Source organism: Pseudomonas gorinensis (genome assembly GCF_042015035.1).
GTDB classification, from domain to species: domain Bacteria; phylum Pseudomonadota; class Gammaproteobacteria; order Pseudomonadales; family Pseudomonadaceae; genus Aquipseudomonas; species Aquipseudomonas gorinensis.
Window position 1 is genome coordinate 4,279,324 of record NZ_CP167125.1, and the last position, 23,903, is coordinate 4,303,226.

General features: G+C 62.7%; 23 protein-coding genes. 13 read left to right on the top strand and 10 right to left on the bottom strand.

Going from position 1 to position 23,903, the window contains the following annotated elements; translation table 11 throughout:
- Positions 1 to 163 precede the first annotated feature (163 nt).
- Together AB7933_RS19460 and AB7933_RS19465 are read left to right on the top strand one after the other, a co-directional pair.
- A complete protein-coding gene (locus tag AB7933_RS19460) occupies positions 164 to 1,186 on the top strand; it encodes an alpha/beta hydrolase (RefSeq protein ID WP_024075851.1) in 1,023 nt (340 codons plus the stop codon).
- 57 nt (positions 1,187 to 1,243) lie between these two features.
- Positions 1,244 to 2,449, top strand: a complete 1,206-nt coding sequence (locus AB7933_RS19465) for an MFS transporter (protein WP_024075852.1) — start codon at positions 1,244 to 1,246, stop codon at positions 2,447 to 2,449.
- Here the strand turns inward: AB7933_RS19465 and AB7933_RS19470 are convergent.
- A complete protein-coding gene (locus tag AB7933_RS19470) occupies positions 2,401 to 3,144 on the bottom strand; it encodes an SDR family NAD(P)-dependent oxidoreductase (protein ID WP_024075853.1) in 744 nt (247 codons plus the stop codon). The genes AB7933_RS19465 and AB7933_RS19470 overlap by 49 nt on opposite strands.
- Before the next feature lie 100 nt (positions 3,145 to 3,244).
- Here AB7933_RS19470 and AB7933_RS19475 point away from each other — a divergent pair, with 100 nt between their 5' ends.
- On the top strand, positions 3,245 to 3,646 hold the full coding sequence (locus tag AB7933_RS19475) for a winged helix-turn-helix transcriptional regulator (RefSeq protein ID WP_024075854.1): 402 nt from the start codon (positions 3,245 to 3,247) through the stop codon (positions 3,644 to 3,646).
- 67 nt (positions 3,647 to 3,713) lie between these two features.
- Positions 3,714 to 6,317, top strand: coding sequence for a bifunctional diguanylate cyclase/phosphodiesterase (locus tag AB7933_RS19480; RefSeq protein ID WP_051448891.1), 2,604 nt, complete (start codon positions 3,714 to 3,716; stop codon positions 6,315 to 6,317).
- Here AB7933_RS19480 and AB7933_RS19485 read toward each other — a convergent pair.
- On the bottom strand, positions 6,274 to 7,095 hold the full coding sequence (locus AB7933_RS19485; protein WP_024075856.1) for an AraC family transcriptional regulator: 822 nt from the start codon (positions 7,093 to 7,095) through the stop codon (positions 6,274 to 6,276). The genes AB7933_RS19480 and AB7933_RS19485 overlap by 44 nt on opposite strands.
- A 102-nt stretch (positions 7,096 to 7,197) precedes the next feature.
- Here AB7933_RS19485 and AB7933_RS19490 point away from each other — a divergent pair, with 102 nt between their 5' ends.
- A complete protein-coding gene (locus AB7933_RS19490) occupies positions 7,198 to 8,424 on the top strand; it encodes an MFS transporter (protein WP_024075857.1) in 1,227 nt (408 codons plus the stop codon).
- Positions 8,425 to 8,533: 109 nt separating this feature from the next.
- A complete protein-coding gene (locus AB7933_RS19495; RefSeq protein ID WP_024075858.1) occupies positions 8,534 to 9,700 on the top strand; it encodes a GGDEF domain-containing protein in 1,167 nt (388 codons plus the stop codon).
- A 12-nt stretch (positions 9,701 to 9,712) separates the two neighbouring features.
- Here the strand turns inward: AB7933_RS19495 and AB7933_RS19500 are convergent, their stop codons facing one another.
- Positions 9,713 to 10,018: a DUF2834 domain-containing protein gene (locus AB7933_RS19500; protein WP_024075859.1), complete on the bottom strand. Its 306-nt coding sequence runs from the start codon at positions 10,016 to 10,018 to the stop codon at positions 9,713 to 9,715.
- Between the two features lie 83 nt (positions 10,019 to 10,101).
- Between AB7933_RS19500 and AB7933_RS19505 the strand changes: the two genes are divergently transcribed.
- Positions 10,102 to 10,887 (top strand): helix-turn-helix domain-containing protein, encoded by a 786-nt coding sequence (locus AB7933_RS19505; RefSeq protein WP_024075860.1) that lies wholly within the window; start codon positions 10,102 to 10,104, stop codon positions 10,885 to 10,887.
- A 56-nt stretch (positions 10,888 to 10,943) separates the two neighbouring features.
- On the top strand, positions 10,944 to 12,650 hold the full coding sequence (locus tag AB7933_RS19510) for an amidase (RefSeq protein WP_024075861.1): 1,707 nt from the start codon (positions 10,944 to 10,946) through the stop codon (positions 12,648 to 12,650).
- Between the two features lie 254 nt (positions 12,651 to 12,904).
- Here AB7933_RS19510 and AB7933_RS19515 read toward each other — a convergent pair whose 3' ends face one another.
- The 3 genes from AB7933_RS19515 to AB7933_RS19525 all read right to left on the bottom strand — a co-directional run bounded on the left by AB7933_RS19515 (position 12,905) and on the right by AB7933_RS19525 (position 15,095).
- A complete protein-coding gene (locus AB7933_RS19515; RefSeq protein ID WP_024075862.1) occupies positions 12,905 to 13,642 on the bottom strand; it encodes a CPBP family intramembrane glutamic endopeptidase in 738 nt (245 codons plus the stop codon).
- 43 nt (positions 13,643 to 13,685) lie between these two features.
- Positions 13,686 to 13,898: a DUF6434 domain-containing protein gene (locus tag AB7933_RS19520; RefSeq protein WP_024075863.1), complete on the bottom strand. Its 213-nt coding sequence runs from the start codon at positions 13,896 to 13,898 to the stop codon at positions 13,686 to 13,688.
- Positions 13,899 to 14,000: 102 nt separating this feature from the next.
- On the bottom strand, positions 14,001 to 15,095 hold the full coding sequence (locus AB7933_RS19525) for an SMP-30/gluconolactonase/LRE family protein (RefSeq protein WP_024075864.1): 1,095 nt from the start codon (positions 15,093 to 15,095) through the stop codon (positions 14,001 to 14,003).
- 221 nt (positions 15,096 to 15,316) lie between these two features.
- Between AB7933_RS19525 and AB7933_RS19530 the strand changes: the two genes are divergently transcribed.
- Complete coding sequence (locus AB7933_RS19530; RefSeq protein WP_024075865.1) at positions 15,317 to 15,745, top strand: nuclear transport factor 2 family protein; 429 nt, start codon at positions 15,317 to 15,319, stop codon at positions 15,743 to 15,745.
- Positions 15,746 to 15,768: 23 nt separating this feature from the next.
- Here the strand turns inward: AB7933_RS19530 and AB7933_RS19535 are convergent, their stop codons facing one another.
- Entirely contained in the window at positions 15,769 to 17,094 is a 1,326-nt protein-coding gene (locus tag AB7933_RS19535; RefSeq protein WP_024075866.1) for a PLP-dependent aminotransferase family protein, read from the bottom strand.
- Positions 17,095 to 17,183: 89 nt separating this feature from the next.
- Between AB7933_RS19535 and AB7933_RS19540 the strand changes: the two genes are divergently transcribed.
- Positions 17,184 to 18,074: a DMT family transporter gene (locus AB7933_RS19540; RefSeq protein WP_024075867.1), complete on the top strand. Its 891-nt coding sequence runs from the start codon at positions 17,184 to 17,186 to the stop codon at positions 18,072 to 18,074.
- Here the strand turns inward: AB7933_RS19540 and AB7933_RS19545 are convergent.
- Complete coding sequence (locus tag AB7933_RS19545; protein WP_041160956.1) at positions 18,071 to 18,628, bottom strand: YceI family protein; 558 nt, start codon at positions 18,626 to 18,628, stop codon at positions 18,071 to 18,073. The two genes, AB7933_RS19540 and AB7933_RS19545, sit on opposite strands and share 4 nt — an antisense overlap.
- Before the next feature lie 88 nt (positions 18,629 to 18,716).
- Between AB7933_RS19545 and AB7933_RS19550 the strand changes: the two genes are divergently transcribed.
- On the top strand, positions 18,717 to 19,211 hold the full coding sequence (locus AB7933_RS19550; protein ID WP_024075869.1) for a PaaI family thioesterase: 495 nt from the start codon (positions 18,717 to 18,719) through the stop codon (positions 19,209 to 19,211).
- A gap of 44 nt (positions 19,212 to 19,255) precedes the next feature.
- On the top strand, positions 19,256 to 20,143 hold the full coding sequence (gene yghX / locus AB7933_RS19555; RefSeq protein ID WP_024075870.1) for a YghX family hydrolase: 888 nt from the start codon (positions 19,256 to 19,258) through the stop codon (positions 20,141 to 20,143).
- A gap of 290 nt (positions 20,144 to 20,433) precedes the next feature.
- Here the strand turns inward: yghX and AB7933_RS19560 are convergent, their stop codons facing one another.
- Positions 20,434 to 21,618 (bottom strand): DUF2252 family protein, encoded by a 1,185-nt coding sequence (locus AB7933_RS19560; RefSeq protein ID WP_024075871.1) that lies wholly within the window; start codon positions 21,616 to 21,618, stop codon positions 20,434 to 20,436.
- A gap of 74 nt (positions 21,619 to 21,692) precedes the next feature.
- The gene (locus tag AB7933_RS19565) at positions 21,693 to 22,571 is read right to left on the bottom strand and encodes a LysR family transcriptional regulator (protein WP_024075872.1); all 879 of its coding nucleotides are present in this window, start codon (positions 22,569 to 22,571) and stop codon (positions 21,693 to 21,695) included.
- Between the two features lie 127 nt (positions 22,572 to 22,698).
- Here AB7933_RS19565 and ampC point away from each other — a divergent pair, with 127 nt between their 5' ends.
- Positions 22,699 to 23,853: a class C beta-lactamase gene (ampC, locus tag AB7933_RS19570; protein ID WP_024075873.1), complete on the top strand. Its 1,155-nt coding sequence runs from the start codon at positions 22,699 to 22,701 to the stop codon at positions 23,851 to 23,853.
- Positions 23,854 to 23,903: the final 50 nt, after the last annotated feature.

Genomic DNA, 23,903 nt, shown 5'->3' on the forward strand with positions numbered 1-23,903 from the left:
CAGGCTCTTTGCTTTCGTCTCGGAACTGTAGCGCGCCAGCCGTTGGGCGTCCCCGACAAACCTCAAAACTCAGAGGATCAGGCAAGTAATCCAGTGGAACGCACTACAGGACCACGGGCTGCATCGGGAAATGGGCACACCAACTTCGCCAAGGGAACCGCCAATGAAAAGCCTCTTGTTCGCCCTGGGTTTGTTGGTGACCTCTTTTTCCTCACTGGGAGCCGACATGTCCAACGGTGCAAGTAACTTCTACACCAGCGACAAGGTGAGCGTGGAAAAGGTCACCTTCAACAACCAATACGGCATGCGGGTGGCGGGCAATCTGTTCGTGCCCAAACACCTCGCACCCACCACAAAGAATGCCGCAATCATCGTGGGCCACCCGATGGGAGCCGTCAAAGAACAAAGCGCCAACCTGTACGCCACCAAGATGGCCGAACAGGGCTTTGTCGCCCTGTCCCTGGACCTGTCGTTCTGGGGTGAAAGCGCAGGCAAGCCGCGCAATGCGGTGCTGCCCGACCTCTATAGCGAAGATTTCAGTGCCGCCGTGGATTTCCTCGGCAGCCGCCCGATGGTCGACCGTGAACGCATTGGCGTCATCGGCGTGTGTGGCAGTGGCAGCTTCGCCATCAGCGCGGCGAAAATCGACCCACGCCTCAAGGCCATCGCCACGGTCAGCATGTACGACATGGGCGCGGCCAACCGTAACGGGCTCAAGCACGGCGTGACCCTGGAACAACGCCGGCAGGTGCTGCTCCAGGCCGCCAACCAGCGCTATGTTGAGTTCCAAGGTGGCGAAACCCTCTACACCGGTGGTACGCCGCATGTGCTGACCGGCGATGCCGTGGGGGATGAGTTCTACGATTTCTACCGCACACCACGTGGGGAGTTCACCCCGTCCGGAGCCTCGGCACGGACCACCACCCGGCCAACGCTGACCAGCAACGTGAAGTTCATGAACTTCTACCCGTTCAACGACATCGAGACGATCTCCCCACGCCCGCTGTTGCTGATTGCCGGCGCCAATGCCCACTCCCGTGAATTCAGCGAGGACGCCTACGCCCGTGCCGCGCAACCCAAGACGCTGCTGATCGTGCCCAACGCCGGGCACGTGGATCTCTATGACCGAGTCGACCTGATCCCCTTTGCCCAGCTCACCACCTTCTTCCGCACGTACTTGAAATAACCGCCTCGATGCGCGGCCTCACTGTCGAGGCCGCCGCTCACACCGAAGGACTCCCCCATGGACCACTCCTCCTCTCGCCCACGCTGGGGCGCCGTGCTCGCCTTGTCCCTGGCTGCCTTTGCCCTGGTGGCCTCCGAGTTCATGCCCGTAAGCCTGCTCAGCCCCTTGGCCGCCGACCTGAACATCAGCGAAGGCCAGGCCGGCCAAGGTATTTCCGTCTCCGGGTTGTTTGCCTTGTTGACCAGCCTGGTTATCGCCAACGTCGCTGCCCGGGTCGATCGCAAGCGCCTGCTGATCGCCCTGACCCTGCTGATGATCCTGTCCGGCACGGTGGTGGCGTTGGCCCCGAATTACGGGGTGTTCATGCTGGGCCGCGCGTTGATCGGCGTCGCCATCGGCGGCTTCTGGTCGCTGTCGGCCGCCACCGCCATGCGTTTGGTACCGACACCCCAGGTACCGCGTGCCTTGGCCATCGTCAACGGCGGCAACGCCCTCGCAACGGTGATCGCCGCACCGCTGGGCAGCTTTGTCGGCGGACTGATCGGTTGGCGAGGCGCATTTTTCTGCGTGGTTCCGGTCGCCATCGTCGCCGTGGCATGGCTGCTGATAAGCCTGCCGTCAATCAAGCCGCGTGCTGAAGGGGCGTCCGCCAATGGCCTGCGCCTGATGAACCATCGGCCGGTGGCCTTGGGCATGCTCGCCGTCAGTGTGTTTTTCATGGGCCAGTTCATGCTGTTCACCTACCTGCGGCCGTTCCTGGAAGGCGTGACCCGGGCCAGCGTTTCTACGCTCTCGCTGATGTTGCTGGTGCTTGGCCTGGCCGGCCTGGCGGGCACGTTCCTGATCGAGCGTTTCCTGAAAAACCACCTGTACGCCACGTTGACCGTCATTCCTGTATTGATGGCGCTGACCGCCGTGGCCTTGGTCGCCTTTGGCGGTTCATCGCTCATCACCGCAATGCTGCTGGGCGTTTGGGGCCTGGTGGCCACCGCCGCACCGGTTGGCTGGTGGACCTGGCTGGCCAAGGTCCTGCCGGATGATGCGGAAGCCGGCGGCGGCTTGATGGTGGCGATCATCCAATTGGCGATCGCCCTGGGCGCCATCGTCGGCGGTTGGGTATTCGACCTCAGCGGCTACCGGGCCACGTTCGAGTCAAGTGCCGCGGTACTGAGCGCCGCGGCGTTGCTGGCCTGGCTGGCTGGGCGCGCCAGCCACTATCGCGCGCTGTCGATGATTTGCCCGCCATCGGGGGTCAGGCTGTAGCCGGTAATGAACTGCGCGTCCTGGCTGGCCAGGAAAAGCGCGACTGGCGCGATGTCCTCCTCCGGCGAGCCATAGCGCCCCAGTACATTGGTCGGCGCGGGCGCGTCATAAGCGTCGCCCCAGGTGTCGGCCACCGGTAACAGGTTATTCACCGTGATGTTGTCCACGCCCCATTCCCGCGCCGCCGAACGCGTCAAGGCGCGCACCGCTTCCTTGGCGATGTTGTAGGGCGCGTAGCCTTGCAGGCCGATAATGCCCGCCAACGACCCGAAGTTGATCACCCGCCCTGCGCCGCTGGCCTTCAGATACGGGTAACACGCCTGCATGGTCCGCAGGTAGGCGATGGGCCCCATGTCGAAATTGCGTTGCAGTTGCTCCACGGGCAGGTCGAGGACCGATGAAAACACCACACTGGGGTCGAATGCGTTGTTCACCAGGATATCGATGCCGCCGTAGGTGGCCACAACGTCCTGCACTGCTGCGCTGACCTGCGCGACGTCGGACAGATCGCACACGACGCCCAGCGCTGTGCCGCCAGCGGCCTGGATATCGGCCACCACGCGCTCGACGTTTGCCGCCGTACGCGAGACCACCGCGACCTTGGCGCCCTGCGCCGCAAATAACTGCGCCGTGGCACGGCCGATACCGCGTCCGGCGCCGGTCACGATGGCTACTTTTCCGTTGAGTCGGGACATGTGTTTTCTCCATGGGATACAGGGTTTATTGCAGCGGGTTTGCGCTAAGATCCCTGGCAACATGAATCGACACAAGTAGGATGAAAAAGTGGCAGTCAGTATGGAAAACCAGACTAAAAGCGCTGAAAAGCCGAATATGCACGAAGAAATGCGACGCGCATTCTCACTGCTTTCAGGCAAGTGGAAGCTGGAAATCATGTGGCTGTTGAACCAGCGTGTTTATCGGTTTGGTGAGCTGCGCAAGGCGATCGGTGGCATTACCCAGCACATGCTCACGGCGCAACTGCGGGAACTGGAAAACGACGGCTTGATCACCCGCACGGTGTTCGCCGAAGTGCCACCCCGGGTCGAATATGAAATGACCGAAAAAGCCCGCGCACTGGGGCCGACGATGCAGGCATTGATGCAGTGGTGGAGCGAATACGGCGACAGTGTTCCAGTGAAGCCCAACCCGCGCGGGCGCACGGCGCTCCAGCGCGAACGACAACCGCTGAAACCCTAATTGTTTTGCCCGCGCCGCCGATAACCAGGCATCCCCCCTGACTTGCAGCAATACGCTGCGGGAAACAATGCCGAACTCTCTTACCCCGATGGTGCGCAAGCTTTCCAACCGTACCAGCCTGTCGCTGACGCGTACCTCGCTGTTCAATTTCATCGCCTTGCTGACGTTGGTATTTGCAGCCGCTGCCTATTCGTTGGTTTACCTCGCCCATGACCTGGACCATTCCGAGCAGCAAGAGAGCGCGTTCTATACCCGCAAAGCGGTGCAATCCCTGGAGAAATCGCTGCGGGTCACCGTCAAGGACTACGCGTTCTGGAGCGATGCCTATAAGCACCTTCATATGACGGTGGACAGCGACTGGGCCTATAGTCGCGGCAACGTCGGGGCAACGCTGTACCAGGACTTCGGCTTCCAGGGCCTGTTTGTGGTCAACGACGTCAATCACACCGTTTACGCCGTGATTGGGGGCAAGCTGCGCAGCATTGAACTCAGCCAATGGCTCGACCAACCCCTGACCGAGATTATCGAACAGGCGCGTGCAGGCGCTGAAAATGAAACGCCGGTCACGGCCTTCATCAACGTGCGTGGCAGCCCCGCGCTCGTGGCCGCTGCGGCGATCACCCCGGGCACCGACCCGACGGTCATAGCGGACGACCGGCCAGCGTCAGTGCTGATCTTCGTCGACATCCTCGACAGCGCCAAACTGACCACGATCGGCGATGACTTTGGCGTCAGCAAACTGCACGTCGCCACTGCCGATGACATCGGCCAGACCCTGGTTTTCCCCCTCGGCGATAACGGCGCCGCCGGCAGCCTGCACTGGGAGCCTGCCCGTCCCGGCCTGCGGCTGATGGGCGTAGGCTTGCCACTGTTGGGGCTGGCCGCGTTGCTGGTGTGCCTGATGACGTGGGTGATTTTGCGCCGAGCCACTGCTGCGGCCCTCGCCCTGGATGCCAGCCACGCTTCGCTGCAAGACAGCCAGAATGCCTTGGCCACCAGCGAAGCACGCTTTCGCGATGTGGTGGAGGCCAGTTCTGACTGGGTCTGGGAAATCGACGCCCAATGGCGCTTCACCTACTTGTCGGAGCGTTTCGAAAGTGTCACCGGCCTGGCGCGGCAAGCCTGGATCGGCGCCGCGATGAGCGACTTGCTGGACACCGAAGCCGGCCTGCTTTCGCAATGGCTGAACACCCCGGGCCGATGCGTGGATATCAGCGTGCAGTGCCGCTACTTCGATGCTCAGGGGCAGGAACGCACCACGCGGCTATCGGCACGGGAAATGCCCTGCGGCGGTTTTCGCGGTACGGCCACCGACGTGACTGAAGAGGTCGAATCACGTCGGCGCATCGAGTTTTTGTCCCAGCATGATGCCTTGACCGGGCTGCCTAATCGCACGCGCCTGCAAGCGTTCCTGGATGGCAAACTCAAGGCCCTGCCCCACGCCGGACACCCCTTGGTAATGCTCAGCCTGGACCTGGATCGGTTCAAGCCGGTCAATGATCTGCTGGGCCACGCCGCCGGTGATCGGGTGCTCAATGAAGTGTCGAGCCGCCTGACCAACTGTGTGCGCCATGGCGACCTGGTTTCCCGCGTCGGCGGCGATGAATTTGTGCTGATCCTGAGCGAAGCAGGCACTCAAGACGAAGTCGAAAGCCTCTGCAAGCGCTTGATCGAGTCTATCGAGCACGCCATCCGAATCGACGAACAGGAGGTCTTCATCAGCGCCAGTATCGGCATTGCCATCGCCCCCGACGACGCCCACGAAGCCAGCGAACTGCTGCGCTACGCCGACATTGCGTTATACGAAGCGAAAGCGGCCGGCCGCAACACCTGGCGGTTTTACTCCGGCGAAATGAACACGCGGATCATCGAACGTCGGCGCCTGGAAAGCGACCTGCGCTATGCGATCAAGCACGCAGAATTACGCCTGCACTTCCAACCGCGCTATCGCATTGCCGATGGGCTGATGGTGGGAGCCGAAGCGCTGGTTCGCTGGCAGCATCCGCAGCGCGGCTTGATCGCGCCGGACACCTTCATTCCGATTGCCGAAGAGTCCGGGCTGATCCTGTCGCTGAGCGACTGGGTGCTTGAAAACGCCTGCACCTGCGCGGCCCAGTGGCCGGACACGCTGTTTGTCTCGGTCAACCTGTCGCCCACCGAATTCAAGCGCGGCAACCTGGTGGAGCGCGTACGACACGCCCTGGACAGCTCAGGCATCGACCCTTCACGCCTGGAATTGGAAGTGACCGAAAGCGTGATGCTCGAGGATGCCGTCGGCGCGCTGGAGGTGATGCACACGCTCAAGCAATTGGGCATCCGCATCGCCATGGATGACTTCGGTACTGGCTATTCGTCCCTGAGCTACTTGCGCGCCTTCCCGTTCGACGGCTTGAAAATAGACCGCAGTTTCTTGACCCGGCTGGCAGAAAGCGCCGACGACAAGGCAATCATCCAAGCCATCGTGGGGTTGGGCCGTGCCCTGGCGTTGACGGTCACCGCGGAGGGCATTGAAACCGCCGAACACCTGGCCATGCTCAAGGCCGTGGACTGTGACGAGGGGCAAGGCTACTTCCTCAGCCGGCCGCTGGACCTCGATACATTCAACGGCCTGCTGGGCGTGGACCGCGTTATCGGAAAAAATGACTCGGCGTCTTGCCAAACTGTTTCTTGAACATGCTGGTAAAGGCACTCGGGCTTTCGTAGCCCAGCCCGAGGGCGACGTCGATAATCTTCTGCCCCACGGCAAGGCGTTCCAGTGCCAGCAGCAACCGCGCTTGCTGGCGCCACTGGCCAAAGGTCATGCCGGTTTCCTTGCGAAACAGGCGCTGGATGGTTTTCTGGTCCAGGTCCAGGCGCTCGCTCCAATCGGCGACAGTGGAGGCATCGCCGGGGTCATCCTGCCACGCCACGCAGATCTGGTTGATTCGCGGGTCGGCGGGCTGCGGCAGCGACAACGGCAAGGCCGGCAACAGCGCGAGCTCGTCGAGTATCAGGTGCATGATCCGCGCATCGCGCGAGTCTTCGGCATACGGCGGCTTCAGGCTCACCGACGCCTTGATCAATTCGCTGAGCAGCGGCGAAACGCTCACCGCCTTGGTCTCGGTGGGCAGGTTCGGGAAACTGTCGGGGCGTACAAACACACTGCGCATCTTCAGCGGCCCCACACACCGCAGGGAATGCCGATGGCCACAGGGCATCCAGAAACCGCGATTGGGCGGCACCGTCCACTGGTTGTGCGCCGAATGCACCACCATCACGCCCTCGATGGCGTAGAGCAGTTGATGCTTCTCATGGCTGTGCTCGGGGATCACCCAGTTCTCGGGATAGTCAGTGGCCGAACTGATGACGGTCCAGGCGCCCTCATCGATTTCTTGCAGAAATAGATCCAGTGATTTGATGATTTCGCCCTTTTTGCAATGGTTACTGCCCGAATTTCGCGAGACAGGCATTTTCGGCAAATCTAGCATAAACGCCGTACCTATAAATGGAGCAGCGCTTCACATCATCGCTGCCCGCTCCACACCGTTCGCTGCCTTGCATGGAATACCTGTATGTCCACCCTGACCGCGTCACCCGCCGCCACGGCGAGCACTCCTCAAGCCAGTGCTGCGCAAACAAGCCCCTTGGTCATGCGTATCCTCGGCGCCTGCGCCCTGGCCCACCTGATCAATGACCTGATCCAGGCCGTGCTGCCGTCGATTTACCCGATGCTCAAGGCCAACTACGGCCTGACCTTCACCCAGGTCGGCCTGATCACCTTGACCTTCCAACTGACCGCGTCGCTGCTACAACCGTGGATCGGCTACCACACCGACCGTCACCCCAAGCCCTGGCTACTGCCGGCGGGCATGGTGTGCACCTTGATCGGCATCCTGATGCTGGCATTTGTCGGCAGTTTCCCGGCGATCCTGCTGGCAGCGGGCCTGGTGGGCGTGGGCTCGTCGACCTTCCACCCGGAAACCTCGCGCGTCGCCCGCCTGGCCTCCGGCGGACGCTACGGCCTGGCGCAATCGACCTTCCAGGTAGGCGGCAATACAGGCAGTGCCCTGGGGCCCTTGCTGGCGGCGGCGATCATCATTCCCTACGGCCAGGGTCATATCGCCTGGTTCGGGCTGTTCGCGGTCTTCGCCATCCTGGTGCTCTACGGCCTGAGCCGCTGGTACCGCAACCACCTCAACCTGTTCAAGCTCAAACAAGGTGGCCAGGCCAGCCATGGCCTGTCGAAAGGCCGCGTGGCCTTTGCCCTGGTGGTGCTGGCCGTCCTGGTCTTCTCCAAATACTTCTACATGACCAGCCTGACCAGCTACTTCACGTTCTACTTGATTGAAAAATTCCAGCTGTCGGTCTCCAGCTCCCAGATGTACCTGTTCCTGTTCCTCGGCGCGGTTGCCGTCGGCACCTTCGCCGGTGGCCCGATCGGCGACAGGATCGGCCGCAAGAAAGTCATCTGGTTCTCGATTCTCGGCGCTGCGCCGTTCACCCTGGCCCTGCCTTACGTCGACCTGTTCTGGACCGCTGTCCTCAGCGTGATCATCGGCTTTGTCCTCGCCTCGGCATTCTCGGCCATCGTGGTGTTTGCTCAGGAACTGGTACCAGGCAATGTCGGCATGATCGCCGGGATATTCTTCGGCCTGATGTTCGGCTTCAGCGGGATTGGCGCGGCGCTCCTGGGCCTGCTCGCCGATAGCCATGGCATCGAGTACGTCTACACACTGTGCTCGTTCCTGCCGCTGGTGGGCATCCTCACGATACTGCTGCCCTCGACCAAAGGCGTCTGACTGGCCGATCATCAGATGGCTGTATGCCATGCGATGAGGGCTCTGAAAAAACCTGCGTGTGCGCTTACAATCCCGGTTCAAACGCACACCCAGGCAGACCCGGCACGAAATGACGCTCGACCCTCCCACGATTTTGGCACTCACCGTTGCCCTGGCAGCCGCTGCCGCCTTGTACCTGGCCATTGAATGGCGCAGCGTACGCGAACCGTCGCTGCTGTACTGGAGCGCCGGTTTCGCCATCATCACGATCGGCTCCACCCTGGCGCTGCTGCGCAGCAGCGGCTTTCTGATGATCGGTATCTGGTTCGCCAACGGCTTGCTGGTGAGCGCACACTTTCTGTTTTTGCTCGGTGTGGCGCGGTTCACCCACGTGCGGCTGTCGCGGTTATGGCTGCTGATGCTGTTCGCCTGGTTCGGCATGCTGATGTTGCCGGCCGACCTGCCCTGGTCCAAAGCCATGCTGGGGGTGCAGTCGCTACTGGTGGCACTGCCGACCTTGCGCGCCAGTTTCCTGCTGCGGCCCCATGGCAAATCGTTAAGCATCGGCGCGGTGCAACTGCGTTATGTGCTGCTGGCCCACGGCGTGTTCTACGTGGCCAAGGCGCTGTCTGTGCTGATCCCCGGCACGTTGATCGACCTGGCGGCGTTCAAGGGCGAGATCATCCAGATCTCCCTGGTGGAAGGCGCCATGGCGATCATGCTGATCGCCCTGTCCATGACCGGCTCCGAACGCTATCGCCGCGAACAGCAGATCGCCCGCCTGGCCGCCCGCGACCCACTCACCGCCCTCTACAACCGCCGCGCCCTCGACCTGCGCGCACCACGGCTGCTGGCCCAGGTGTCACCGTCGCAGCCGGGGGCGTTGCTGCTGATCGATATCGACAACTTCAAAGGGGTCAACGACCACCACGGCCATACTTCCGGCGACCGCTTGCTGATCGCCTTGAGTGAAATGATCCGCAGCCTGGTGCCCCAGGGCGCACTGGCGGCGCGACTGGGCGGGGACGAATTCGTCATCCTGCTGAACCCGGTCTCCAAGGAGCAGGTGATCGAACTGGGCAGCGACCTGCGCGAGCAGTTTCAGCAACTTGCCGCACAGACCTTTGCCACCCCCGAACGCGTCACCTTGAGCATCGGCGCCAACCTGTTCGACCAACCGCCCCCGAGCCTGGCCGCCTTGATCGAACAAGGCGACACCACGCTGTATGAATCCAAGCGGGGTGGACGTGACAGCATCCGGCTGGTGGATCGTACGGGCGTCGGCACCTACCGCTAGAGGTGGAGCAGATCATTCATCCTTAAACCCCTTCACCACGAGATAAAGCAACGGCCCAAGCGAAACGAACACCGCCGTCAGCAAAAAATACGGCAACAGCGACGCTGTCGAGCGCCCTCGCCTCCGCCCATCCTTATACATCCACACACAGGCCAGCAGCGCCATCAGGTACAGGTCGATCACCACTTGCGCCGTGTCCGGTCGTGACAGCAATTCGCGTCCGAACGCGATCAACGACTGTTCGGCGGTCAGCATCGTGGCCAGGGTATACAGCGAAAAACCCAGCAAACCCGCCAGGGCAATATAAGGTCTATGCATGGTCTTGTCCTTGGTGTGATCGAGGCCCAGGTTAGTGATAGGGTTGGCCCCCTCGCAATGACCTCGGAGGTCATGAACACGCCATGGATACTCCCGCTACCGCCGGCGAGCACCTGCGCCAGCTACGCCGACAGGCACGCTTGAGCCAGCTCGATCTGGCCCTGATCACCGGCATTTCCCAGCGCCACCTCAGCTGTCTCGAAACCGGCCGCGCCAAGCCAAGCCCGGCCACCCTGCACACCTTGCTGAGTGCCCTGGAGACGCCGCTGGAGCAGTGCAACCGCGTGTTCCTCGCCGCTGGTTTCGCGCCCCGCTACACCGCCACCCCGCTCACCTCGCCGGCCATGGCGGCGATTCGTGAAGCGGTCGAGCATGTACTGCACGCCAACAATCCGGCCCCCGCAATCCTGCTGGGCAGCCACTGGGACGTGTTGGCGGCCAATGCCAGTACCGGCGTGCTGTTTGAACTGCTGGGGATCGAGCCACGCGCAGACGGCTTGAACCTGCTGACCACCCTGCTGCAACCCGGCGGCCTCGGCGATCACCTGGTCAACGCCGAAGAAATCCGCAGCCTCGCCTGGCAGCGGGCAACCCGTGAAGCGCTGGGCGATCCCACGTTGGCGGCGTTGCTGGCGAACCTGCCGAAACCAGGCAACGCCGATCTGCCCAAGGCACTGCCACCCCTGGTGCTGACCCGCATCCGCTCACCCCAGGGCGAGCTGAATTTCCTGTCGATCTTCACCACCTTTGGCATGCCCCAGGACATCACCCTGGCCTCGCTGCGTATCGAACATCTGATTCCTGCAGACGCCGCCACCTGGCAGGTCATGCGTGCCGCCTATGAAGCGTATTCGGCGCTGGTTTTGTGAAATATCTGTACGTAGACTGCCGCCATACCCCCACCTGAAGGCGGCGAAAAAAACTCATGCAAGTTACCGAAGTCTCCATTGCCCAATTGCGCGCGGCGCTTGAAACCGGCCAGACCACGGCCGTTGAACTGGTCCAGGCTTACCTGGCACGGATCGATGCCTATGACGGCCCGCAGACGCCGACCGCGCTGAACGCGGTGGTGGTGCGCAACCCCGAAGCCTTGCAGGAAGCCGCCGCGTCCGATGCGCGCCGGGCACGGGGCGAAACGTTGGGGCCACTGGATGGCATCCCCTACACCGCCAAGGACAGCTACCTGGTCAAGGGCCTGACGGCCGCGTCCGGCAGCCCGGCGTTCGCCCAACTGGTCGCCCACCGCGACGCCTTCACCATCGAGCGCCTGCGGGCCAGTGGCGCCATCTGCCTGGGCAAGACCAACATGCCGCCGATGGCCAATGGCGGCATGCAACGCGGCGTGTATGGCCGCGCGGAAAGCCCGTATAACGCCGCCTACCTCACCGCACCGTTCGCCTCCGGCTCCTCCAACGGCGCCGGTACTGCAACCGCCGCCAGCTTCGCGGCTTTCGGTATGGCCGAAGAAACCTGGTCAAGCGGACGCGGGCCGGCATCCAACAATGGTTTGTGTGCCTACACACCCTCCCGTGGCGTGATTTCGGTGCGCGGCAACTGGCCGCTGACCCCGACCATGGACGTGGTGGTGCCCTACGCACGCACCATGGCCGACCTGCTGGAAGTGCTCGACGTGGTGGTCGCCGAAGACCCCGACACCCGTGGCGACTTATGGCGCCTGCAACCCTGGGTGCCGATCCCCAGCGTCGCCTCGGTGCGCCCGGCGTCCTACTCGGCACTGGCCGCGTCGCCCGCCACCCTCGCCGGCAAACGTTTCGGCGTACCCCGCATGTACATCAACGCCGACCCTGACGCCGGCACCAGCGAAAAGCCCGGAATCGGCGGCCCGACCGGGCAAAAGATCCACACCCGCGCCAGCGTCATCGCATTGTGGCAAGCCGCCCGCCAGGCCCTCGAAGCCGCCGGCGCCGAAGTGCTCGAAGTGGATTTTCCGCTGGTGTCCAACTGTGAAGGCGATCGCCCCGGCGCGCCGACGGTGTTTACCCGCGGCCTGGTGTCCAAGGAGTTCCTGCACGATGAGTTGTGGGAGCTTTCCGCATGGGCTTTCGATGACTTTCTGCGCGCCAACAATGACCCGCACCTGAACCGCCTGGCGGACGTCGATGGGCCGAAGATTTTCCCCCACGACCCCGGCACCTTGCCCAACCGCGAAGACGACCTGGCCGCCGGCATGGACGAGTATGTGCGCATGGCCCAGCGCGGCATCACGCCCTGGGACCAGATCAGCAGCCTGCCCGATGGCCTGCGCGGCCTTGAACAGACACGCCGGATCGACCTGGAAGAGTGGATGGAAACGCTCGGGCTCGACGCGGTGATCTTTCCGACCGTGGCCGACGTGGGACCGGCGGATGCCGATGTGAACGAGGTGTCGGCGGATATTGCCTGGAGCAACGGCGTGTGGGTGGCCAACGGCAACCTCGCCATTCGCCACCTGGGCGTGCCCACGGTGACGGTGCCAATGGGGGTGATGGCCGATATCGGCATGCCGGTCGGGCTGACGTTTGCTGGCCGCGCCTACGATGACTCGGCGCTGCTGCGGTTCGCTTCGGCGTATGAAGCGACCGGCAGCAAACGCCTGATCCCCCCGCGCACCCCGGCGCTGGCAACGAACTGACGCAGACAGTGCACTCAACCCATTGATTATCAAGGATTAAAGTCACCGCTCAAACGACCGGTTTTTTGTGGCAAGCGGGCTTGCCTGTGGCGAGCGGGCTTGCCCCGCGTTGGGGCGCGAAGCGGCCCCATTACAGGCGATGTGTTTTTAACTGACACACCGCGGTGCCTGGTTTTGGGGCTGCTGCGCAGCCCAACGCGGGGCAAGCCCGCTCGCCACAGGCAAGCCCGCTCGCCACAACAGCCCCGCTCGCCTCACACCGTGAGCGGCACTGCAATCAACAGGATCGCCGTGCCATGGGTCAATATCGCCGCCAACACGCCGTAACGCATGCGCACCAACGCACAGGCCAGCCCTTCGATCAGAGTAAACAGCAACACCGGCCAGCCCAACTGAGTGACGCTCAGGGCCAGGAATGCATGGCAGGCCGCAAAGGCCACGCCACTGATCAAGGCCGCCCGTAATGGCGTCAGTTGCTGCTCGAGATACCCCTGCAAATAACCGCGAAACAGCACTTCTTCCAAGGCGTTGGCGCCATAAGCCAACACCACCATGCCCGGCAGCCATACCCAGTAGCCAGGGATCCCATGCGCCTCGATGCCCTGATACAGCCGCAACGGCACTCCGATCAGGCAGCCCACGACAAGCCCCACCGCAAGGCCCAGCGCCCGATGCCCCCTGGACCAGACAACCCACCGCGACCATTCCGGCGCCACTTGGGCAAGCAGCGCAATCAGCAGCAGCGACAGACCACCCAGCGCCGCCAGCACAAACGTATTGGCCGTGAACGCAATCTGCACGGCGTCACTGAGCGCCCACAGCCCCAGCGGCGTCATGACATCGCGCATCAGCACAAAGGCCACCAGCAGAATCAGGATACGCATCGCCGGCAATGACCTGGGCGTCAGCACGAACCACAGGCCGAGCAGCAGCACGCCCGGCGCCACGTAAGCGGTGTAGTGGAGCAATACCGCCATGCCTTGGGCGATCATCGGCGGTTCAATCGTGGGTGACGGCCGTCAGTTCGATCCATGGTCATGCCCCCTTGTGGCGACGCTGCCATTCATCCACGACGTCGCCCAGGGTCTTAGGCTGCTCGTTGCGGATCCAGGCCATGAACGGCCGATCGAACCTGAACCCAGGGCCGCAGTGTTCGAGCATGAAACGGCGCACGTTCTGAGTGTTTTTATAGCGTGGGGTGACGGGGGTGCTACGGGTGATGGGGTCGCTGTGCCAATTGAAATCCATTTGCCTGTGCCTCTGATCCCTCGGGAGCACGCAGCATAGCGCCAAAATGCCACTGCGGGCGCCGCTCAACCGACGCCCACAGTGGTTTTTTTCAGCGCCCGGTCAGGCGAAACTGGCGTCTCGCGTGTTGACGAATAGCGCATAGATCGAATGGCTGCCGGCCATGAACAGGCGGTTGCCTTCGCGGCCGCCAAAGCACAGGTTGGGGCAACGCTCCGGCAACGAGATGTGCCCGATCGCCTTGCCCTGCGGGTTGAATACGCGCACGCCATCGAGCTTTTCCAGGTCAGCCTTGGGGTCGCCATTCCCGCCCCAGCCACACCAGAGGTTGCCGCTCTCGTCGCACTTGATACCGTCCAGCGCGGCGTAATCCAGCCCCTCGATGTGTTTGCGGCGTGCGCCGAGGGTGCCGTCGGCGTTGACGTCGATCGCCCAGATCAGCCGGTTGGGCTTGGCCCGCCCCTCCACCACGTACAGGGTCTTTTCATCCGGCGAAAAGCACAGTCCGTTCGGCCCATTGAGGTCCTCGATCACCCGCGTGACCATGCCGCTTTCGCCGTCGATACGATAGACCCCATGGGGCTGGGTGGGCGTGATCTTGTGCCCTTCGTAGTTGTTGCCGGTCTGGAATGGCGGGTCGCTGAACCACACCGAGCCATCGCGCTTGCACACGATATCGTTGGGTGAGTTGAAAGGTTTGCCGTCATAACTGTCCGCCAGCACGGTAATGCTGCCGTTGTGCTCGGTGCGGGTGATACGCCGCCCCTCGCGGGAGGTGGTCGAGCCTTCGCACACCAGCAGCCGGCCCTGGCGATCCCGGCACATGCCGTTGGAGAAGTTGGCATTGTCGCGGTACACCGACAGGCTATCGGTCACTTCGTCCCAGCGCACGATGCGGTTGTTGGGAATATCGCTGAGCAGCAGGTAGCGGCCATCGCCGATCCAAACGGGCCCCTCGGCCCAGCGCAAACCGCTGGCAAGCCGTTCGACGCTGGCATTGAACAGGCGCAACTCGAGGAAACTGTCGTCGAGCACCTTGATCAGTGGGTCGGGGTAACGCTGGCTCAACGGCTCCGCCGCTTGCGCCAACTCGGGCAGATTGCCCAGCACCGCCACCGACGCCGAAACCGCCAGGGAGCGCTTGAGAAATACGCGGCGGCTGTGGTCGGTGCGGGCAGGCAAAGGGGGAAAATCCATGGGTATCTCCGTTATTTTATTGTTAGACGGGACACTAGTTTTAACCTGTGATGAGACATCGTACAAGATAGAAAACCTAGCCAACCCTCCACAACCCAAGCCAATGCGCAAATTGTCTAAATTTTACTTTCCAAAAGCCCTGCGACTATTGCAATGTTGTACGACAACATGACTAGCGACATGTTGCCCTTACACCTCCCCACAACAATAAGGAAACACCCATGCAAAACGTCAAAGTGCTGATCGGTTTTCTCTGCCTGTTCAGCGGGTATGTGGCCGCTGCCCCTGCCGCCGACAAAGACGTCGCCCAAGCGGTCGACCACCTGACCCAGGCCATGCTGCATAAAGACCTCAAGCAGCTCCAGAGCCTGACCGCCGAGAACCTCACCTACGGCCACTCCAGCGGCAAGATCCAGAACAAGCAGGAGTTCATCGCCGATATCGAGACCGGTCGCAGTGGCTTCAAGACCCTGGAAATGCAGAAGCAGACCATCACCTTGAGCGGCGATACCGCCCTGGTGCGCAACCACTTCTCGGCCCTGGCGGTGAACAGCGGTAAGGAAGTGCCGACCGAAATCGAGAACTTCCAGATCTGGCAGAAGCAAAAAGGCCACTGGCTGCTGATCGGTCGCCAGGCGTTTAAATTCTGATGGCTAGCGGTGAGCCATCGGGCTCACCACTGCACCACCTTGCGCACCTTCACCAACGCCTCGCGCAGCGCCGGCATGTCCACCGAACCCAAGGCCAGGCGCAACGCATGGGGCACGTGCACCGAAACGGCGAAGGGCTCGGCGGTGGAGACGGAAATGCCGTCGCGCTGCAAGGTCATGGCCACTTGATCGGCGCGAGCCTCTTCCGCCAGGGGCAACCACAGGAAATACGATGACGGGTGGCTGGTGTAGGCCACCCCCTTCAGTACCTGCGCCGCCAAGGCTTGCCGCGCCCGCGCATCCTCGCGCTTTTGTGCTTCAAGTTGCGCCACCGTGCCATCCTCGAGCCAGGCAACCGCAATCGCACTCATCACCCCCGGCACGTTCCAAGTGGTAGCCATGATGGTGCGCTCCAGTGCCTTCACCCAATCCAGAGGGGCGGCGATAAACCCCACGCGCAAGCCGGTCGCGACACTTTTCGACAACCCGCCCACGTAGACCGTGCGCTCCGGCGCCAACCTCGCCAAGGGCAGCGGCACGTCCTCGGCGAGGAACGCGTAGGCCGCGTCCTCGATGATCATCAGGTTGTACTGACGGGCAATCGCCACCAACTGCTCGCGCTGCGCCAGGCTCATCACCCAGCCCAACGGGTTATGCAGGGTCGGCATGCTGTAAACCGCGCGCACCGGGCGTTTGCGACACAAACCTTGCAGATGGTCCAGGTCCGGGCCGTGGGCCGTGACCGGGATGGCGACGATCTCCAGGTGCAGGGTCTCGGCCAGTACTTTGAACCCCGAATACGTCAAGGCGTCGACAGCGATCACATCACCGGGCTTGAGCAAGGCCATCATCGTCACGGCCAACCCGTGCTGGGCACCGCTGACCACCAACACCTGTTCGGCCTCGACCGTCAGCCCTCGGTTCAACAGATGCCGCGCGACGGCGGCGCGCTCATGCAGGCGACCGGCGTGGGGCTGGTAACGCAGCAGCGCTTCGAGGTCGCCGGACAGCGCCAACTGGCGCAATGCGGTGCGCAGCAAGTCGGCCTGGCCCGGCAAGGACGGGTAGTTGAAATTCAGATCGAGCATGCCCGCCGCCACGCTCATCTGCCCGCTGCCCTGCCCCGGCGGCAGCGCGATTTCGCGCACAAAGGTGCCCCGGCCGGTCTCGCCACTGACCAGGCCCATGGCCTCCAGCTCGGCATATACCCGGCTGGCGGTGACCAGCGCCAGGCCATGCTCGGCGGCCAGTTGGCGGTGGGTCGGCATCCGCGTGCCGGGTGGCATGCTGCCCGAGCGAATGGCCTCGGCGAAGCGATCGACCAACGACTTGTAACGCGCGCGCGGCATAAGCGATGTATCCATGACAATTTTTTGATTGTCTTTATCTTCGACCCTAGGATGCCTTCCACGCAACTCATCCTTTCCGGACGCCCCTCATGGAACGTACATCTCCCCTGCGCACCCTGGATACCAGCACCCAAGGCTGGATCAACGGCTTTATCGGCGTGGTGATCTTCAGCGGCTCGTTGCCGGCCACGCGCCTGGCGGTGATGGAATTCGACCCAGTGTTCCTCACCATGATCCGCGCCGCCATCGCCGCTCTATTGGGGCTGGCCTTGCTGTGGCTGTTCAAGGAGAAACGCCCCGCGCGCCATCAATGGAGGCCCCTGGTCATCGTCGCCCTCGGCGTGGTCATCGGCTTTCCCCTGCTCACTGCGCTGGCGCTGCAATACGTCACCTCCGCGCACTCCATCGTCTTCATCGGCCTGCTGCCGCTGGCGACCGCGGTGTTTGGCGTACTGCGCGGCGGCGAGCGCCCGCGCCCGGTGTTCTGGCTGTTTTCGATCCTCGGCAGTGTGCTGGTGATGGGTTACGCCTTTGCCCAAGGCTTGAGCGCCGCACCTGCGGGTGATGTGCTGATGCTGTTGGCGGTGCTGGTGTGCGGCCTGGGGTATGCCGAAGGCGCCACATTGTCGCGCAGCCTGGGCGGCTGGCAGGTGATCTGCTGGGCGCTGGTGGTGTCGTTGCCGGTGGTGGTGCCGTTGAGCCTGGTCATGGCGCCGCCTGGCTTCAGCGGCATCAGCCTGCCGGCCTGGCTGAGCCTGGGCTATGTGTCGCTGTTCAGCATGTTGATCGGCTTCGTGTTCTGGTATCGCGGCTTGGCCCAGGGCGGCATTGCCGCGGTCGGCCAGTTGCAGCTGTTGCAACCGTTCTTCGGCCTGGCGCTGGCCGCGGGCGTGCTGCATGAACAGGTCAGCCTGGGCATGCTGCTGGTGACGGTCGCGGTGATCGGCTGCGTAGCCGGGGCCAAGCGGTTCGCGCGCTAACGCTGCGGCGCGACCATCTTGAACTTGATGTTGATATCGTCGGACACCACGCTGTTCCCGGCCCACTCACCTTCGCCGATCTTGAAGTCGCCGCGCTTGAGAATGAACTCCCCGTCGAACACGCCGATGCCATCCAGCTCCTTGAGCACCACGCTGAGCAGCACCGGACGCGTAGTGCCCTTGATCGTCAGGTTGCCACTGATTTTGAAGCGGTTATCGCCCAGGGCCGTGATACCGGTGGACTCATACACGCCCACCGGATAGGCCGCGGTATCGAACCACGAGACCCGTTGCAGCTCGTTGTTCGCATCGGCGCTGCCGGCATCGATACTCGCCAGTTGGATCTTGAGCAAGGCATGTCCGGTCTCGGGCTTTTGCGTGTCAAAGCTCAGCGTGCCTTCAAAGTCGCCGAAGGTGCCATACACCCGCTGCCCCAACTGCGTATAGGTAAAACTGATCTGGCTGGCGGTGCGGTTGACGTCCGTGTACTCCGCCGCCTGGACACAGCCGATAAATCCAAGGACAACGGCTAACGACAGCATTCGACGCTTCATGCCACGCTCCGCAAAAAAAATGGATGTATTCCCATCAGGTGCATGTCCTGCTAAACAGAATAGTCACCCACAACAATAAGGACGCCGCATGCACGCCCCTTCGCTACAGGACACCACCGCGCCGGAAGGCATCTGCTACGGCTGCGGCGGCAGTAACCCCCATGGCTTGCACATCAAGAGCCGCTGGGATGCCGATGGTGTCCATGTCGTCGCCGAACATCACCCCGAGGCAAAATACAGCGGCTGGCCCGACCTAGTCTACGGCGGCTTGATCGCCATGTTGGTGGACTGCCATTCCAACTGGACCGCCATGGCTTACCACTACCGCGCCGAACAGCGCGAACCCGGCAGCCTGCCGCGCATCGACTGCGTCACCGGCAACCTGGGCATCAAATTTATCAAGCCCACGCCGATGGGCGTGCCCCTTATCCTGCGCGCTCGGGTCGAGGGTGAGGTGGGGCGCAAAAGCCGCGTGGTCTGCGAGGTGTACGCCGGCGAGGTGCTCACGGCCATCGGTGATTCGCTGTTCGTGCGCGTCGATACACGCCAACTGGCCGCCGCCGCCCATGGCCGTGACAGCTGATCCTGGTCTACATTGACTGGCACCGCTAATCGAGGACCGAACCGATGACTCGTCTCACCGCGAAAGACTTTGCCCCCGAATTGCTGGAACTCTACGACGGCTATGCGCACGGCAAGATCAACCGCCGCGAATTTCTCGACCGCGCCGCGCTGTTCACCTTGGGCGGCCTCACCGCCTCGGCCCTGCTGGCCGCCCTGAGCCCCAACTATGCCCTGGCCGAACAGGTGAAATTCACCGACCCGGACATCGTCGCCGACTACATCACCTACCCCTCGCCCAAGGGCAACGGCACGGTGCGTGGCTACCTGGTGCGCCCGGCCAAGGCCGCCGGCAAGCTGCCAGCGGTGGTGGTGGTCCACGAAAACCGTGGCCTCAATCCCTACATCGAAGACGTCGCCCGACGCCTGGCCAAAGCCGGGTTTATCGCCCTCGCGCCAGACGGCCTGACCTCGGTGGGCGGCTATCCCGGCAACGATGAAAAAGGCGTGGAACTGCAACAGAAAGTTGACCCGACCAAGCTGATGAACGACTTCTTCGCCGCCATCGAATGGCTGATGCACCACGACAGCAGCACCGGCAAGGTCGGCATCACCGGCTTCTGCTATGGCGGCGGCGTGGCCAATGCCGCAGCGGTGGCCTACCCGGAGCTGGGCGCGGCGGTGTCGTTCTACGGCCGCCAACCGGAAGCCAAGGACGTGCCGCGCATCAAGGCGCCGATCATGCTGCATTACGGCGAGCTGGATACGCGGATCAACGAGGGTTGGCCGGCGTATGAAAAGGCCCTGAAGGCCGCCGGCACCACCTATGAAGCGTATATCTACAAGGGCGCCAACCATGGTTTCCATAACGATTCGACACCGCGTTATGACGAGGCAGCGGCGAATCTGGCGTGGGAAAGGACGCTGGGCTGGTTCCGTAAATACCTGGCCTGATCGCAATCCAAATGTGGGAGGGGGCTTGCCCCCGATGGCGGTGGTTCAGTTATAGATAAGTTGACTGACACACCGCAATCGGGGGCAAGCCCTAATGCCGTTCAGTTAAGCGTACATCGCCTTCTGTAGGAGCGAGCTTGCTCGCGAAAAACGTCAACGATAACGCGTGTTTCCTGAGTGAACGCGGCGCCTGTGAGTTCTTCGCGAGCAAGCTCGCTCCTACAAAAAAGCCTTAACTGAACGGCATTAGGGCAAGCCCCCTCCCACATGGGACAACTTCACATTCCAGATCAGTGTTCCAAGGCATACCGGCGGCAATGGTTGAGATAGCCCTGCTCATGACTGCCCACCAACTGCACCACACTGGTCCATAACCAGGACGGCGCATCCAGCTGTCTGGAGCGGTTTTGCTGCAACACCGCCATCCAGTCCTTGCGCGTCGCCCGGTCCATCTGCCGGGCATGGGCGATACCGACCACGCGCGCCAGGTAGCCGGCGGCGTGCATGGCATCGAGTTCACTCAGTTCATCCAGTTCCAGCTTCATGTCCTGGGGCAGCAGTTCGCGGATGAAGAAGCCATGATCCAGAAACCGTGTCGCCACCATGCGTTCACCCAAGCCCGGCGACAGTTGGCGTGCGCCCTCCACCACCCGGCGGCCGTTATCCCTGGGCATCTTCGCCCGCGCCGCGCGCGGTGCAGCGGCGCCGACCGCTTCCTTGATGTCGATCAGGCAGTATTCCTCATCGTCCTTGTCGCCCACCCCCAGCAATACGGCATAGCGCAACAGGCCCAGGGAACTGCAGCCCTTGACCCAATAGGCCGAATCCAGCAGTTCGACCTTGGCGTCCTTGGGGCGGCCCTTGAGGGAAGTGACCAACTGATGGATTTCATCCGACGCGCAGACACTTTCCAGCGCATTTTTTTCCGCCCGCGACAGCGACCAGAAATGCTTGCCCAACGGGATGGTCGGTCGCACGTTGTCGATACGCTCGCGGGCCAGGCTTTTCCAGGTGCGCTCCACAGCGCTGCGCATTCCCGCATTGACCTGGGACGGACGCGGCGGTGCCTCATCGGGCTTGTCCTTGAACGCCTGTTCATAGCCCACCATCATTTCTTCGAGCATACGCGCGGTGGTCACCCCCGGCAGGTCCGAGCCGCGCGCGGCGGTGGCCAGGGACAGCGCCAGGCGCACCAGGTCGTGGGCCGGGTTGCCGATCACGGCCTGGTCAAGGTCGCGGATATGCATATCGATGCGCCCTTTGGCGTCACCGGTAGGCCCCAGGTTGCCGGCGTGGCAGTCACCACAGATCCAGATCGCCGGGCCTTGAGGCAGGCGCCTGCCCATCTGGCTGTGCAGCCATTCGTAGAATTGCACGGTACTGCCGCGCACATACGCGTGGGCGGAGCGTGCCATCTTCAGGTTTCGCAGTTGGATCAGGTGGGGCATACGGGCGGAGGGACGCGGGATTTTCATTGATTAACTCAGTGCAGGTGTAGCGGTAGAACGCCGGCCCCGAGCAAATGTTTCATTATGTTTCAAAAATAAACTCAGACACGCCCACCCTCCTCCAGCAACCACGCCTTGAACGCCAGCATCGCCGAGGTCTCGGCCCGTGACTGCAAGCGCGTCAACCAATAGCTGCCGGTGCTGATGCCGACGTCGAACGGCTGGCGAATCACATCACTCTCCAGTTGCCGCGAGAACATCAGCGCCGGTGCCAGCGCCACGCCGATGCCTTGCAGCGCCGCTTCCATCATGGCCAGCGACGAGTCGAACACAATACTGCGCGGCACCAGCGTATCGGCGGGCAACCCGGCAGCCTGGAACCACAGGTTCCACTCATCGGCGCGGTAGGAGCGCAGCAACGTGTGCTTCAGCAGGTCGGCTGGCGCGTGCAATTGCTCGGCAAGCGTGGGCACACACAGTACGCTCAGCGGTGCTTCGAGCAACTGGCAAGCGTCGGTGCCGTGCCAGGCCCCGGCGCCGAAGCGGATCGCGTAATCGAGACCTTCGGCGGCCACGTCGACACGGTTGTTGTGGGTGGACAGGCGCAGGTCGATGAACGGGTAGCGGCTCTGGAAGTCCGGCAGGCGTGGCAACAGCCAGCCCACGGCAAAGGTGCCGACCGCTCCCACCGTGAGCACCTCACGGTAGTGCCCGCCTTCGAACTGGCCCAAGGTATGGGCAATGCGGTCGAACGACTCGCGTACCACCGGCAGCAGGGTTTCGCCTTCGCGGGTCAGCATCAGGCCGCGCGGCAGGCGCTTGAACAGGGCGACATTGAGCTGCGCCTCCAGGCTTTTCACCTGATGGCTGACCGCCGCCTGGGTCACGCACAACTCGATGGCCGCGCGGGTAAAGCTCAAATGCCGGGCAGAGGCCTCGAAGGCCCGCAAGGCATTGAGGGGCAAATGGGAACGGAGCATGTTGACCCCAGATTTTCTAATGGCTGGTGCGAGATATCATCGTTTGCTCGTGACCGGCGAACTGCCTACATTGGCCGCGCCCGCGCAGGCTCTTCATTCAATCGATCATTCTCATGGAAGCCTTATCATGCCCCAACATTTATTGTCTGGCGTGCGTAATTTCACGGCCCTCGCGGTCTTTATCGCCGCCGGCAACTGCCTGGCCGCCACCGACCTGCAGGCGGTGGTGGATGCCAACGTCAAACCGCTGATGCAGCAGCAGGCGATTCCGGGCCTGGTGGTGGGTGTGGTGCAGGACGGCAAGGCGCAATACTTTAACTACGGCGTCGCAGCCACCGACACCCGCCAGCCGGTCAGCGAAAATACCTTGTTCGAAGTCGGCTCGGTGAGCAAAACCTTCACCGCCACCCTGGCCGGTTACGCCGTCGCCACGGGCGCACTCACGCTTTCAGACCCGGCCAGCCACTACCTACCGGCACTGGGCGGCGGCCCGTTCGAGCACATCAGCGTGCTCAACCTCGGCACCTACACTGCTGGCGGCTTGCCCCTGCAATTCCCCGCCAAGGCGGATAACAGCCAGGGCATGATCAGCTACTTCCAGCACTGGAAACCCGACTTCGCCCCCGGCACCCAGCGCCTGTATTCCAACCCAAGCCTGGGGCTGTTCGGCTACCTGGCGGCGCAGAGCCTGAAGCAGCCGTTCGATCAGGCGATGGAGAAAACCCTGTTGCCCGCACTCGGGCTCAAGCACACCTTCGTCAAGGTGCCCCAGAGCCAGATGAGCCTATACGCCCAAGGCTATGGCAAAGACGGCAAACCCGTGCGCGTCGGCCCCGGCGCCATGGACAGCGAAGCCTACGGCATCAAGACCAGCGCTGCGGACCTGCTGAAGTACGTTGACGTGAACATGCACCCGGCGAACCTGGATAAAACCCTGCAGCAGGCGATTACCGTCACTCACACGGGTTACTACAGCGTTGACGGCATGACCCAGGGCCTCGGCTGGGAAATGTACCCCTACCCGATCCAGCTCGATGCGTTGATTGCCGGCAACTCCACCCCCATGGCAATGGAGCCGCACAAGGTCAACTGGCTGACCCCACCACAAGCGCCCCGCGCCGACACCCTGGTGAACAAGACCGGCTCCACCAATGGGTTTGGCGCCTATGTGGCGTATGTGCCGAGCAAGGGCGTGGGCGTGGTGATATTGGCGAACAAGAACTACCCGAACGCCGAACGGGTAAAAGTTGCCCATGCAATCTTGAGTGGGATGGACCAATAGAGCCGGACGCAAAACCAATATGGGAGGGGCAAGCCCCAATGCCAGTCAGT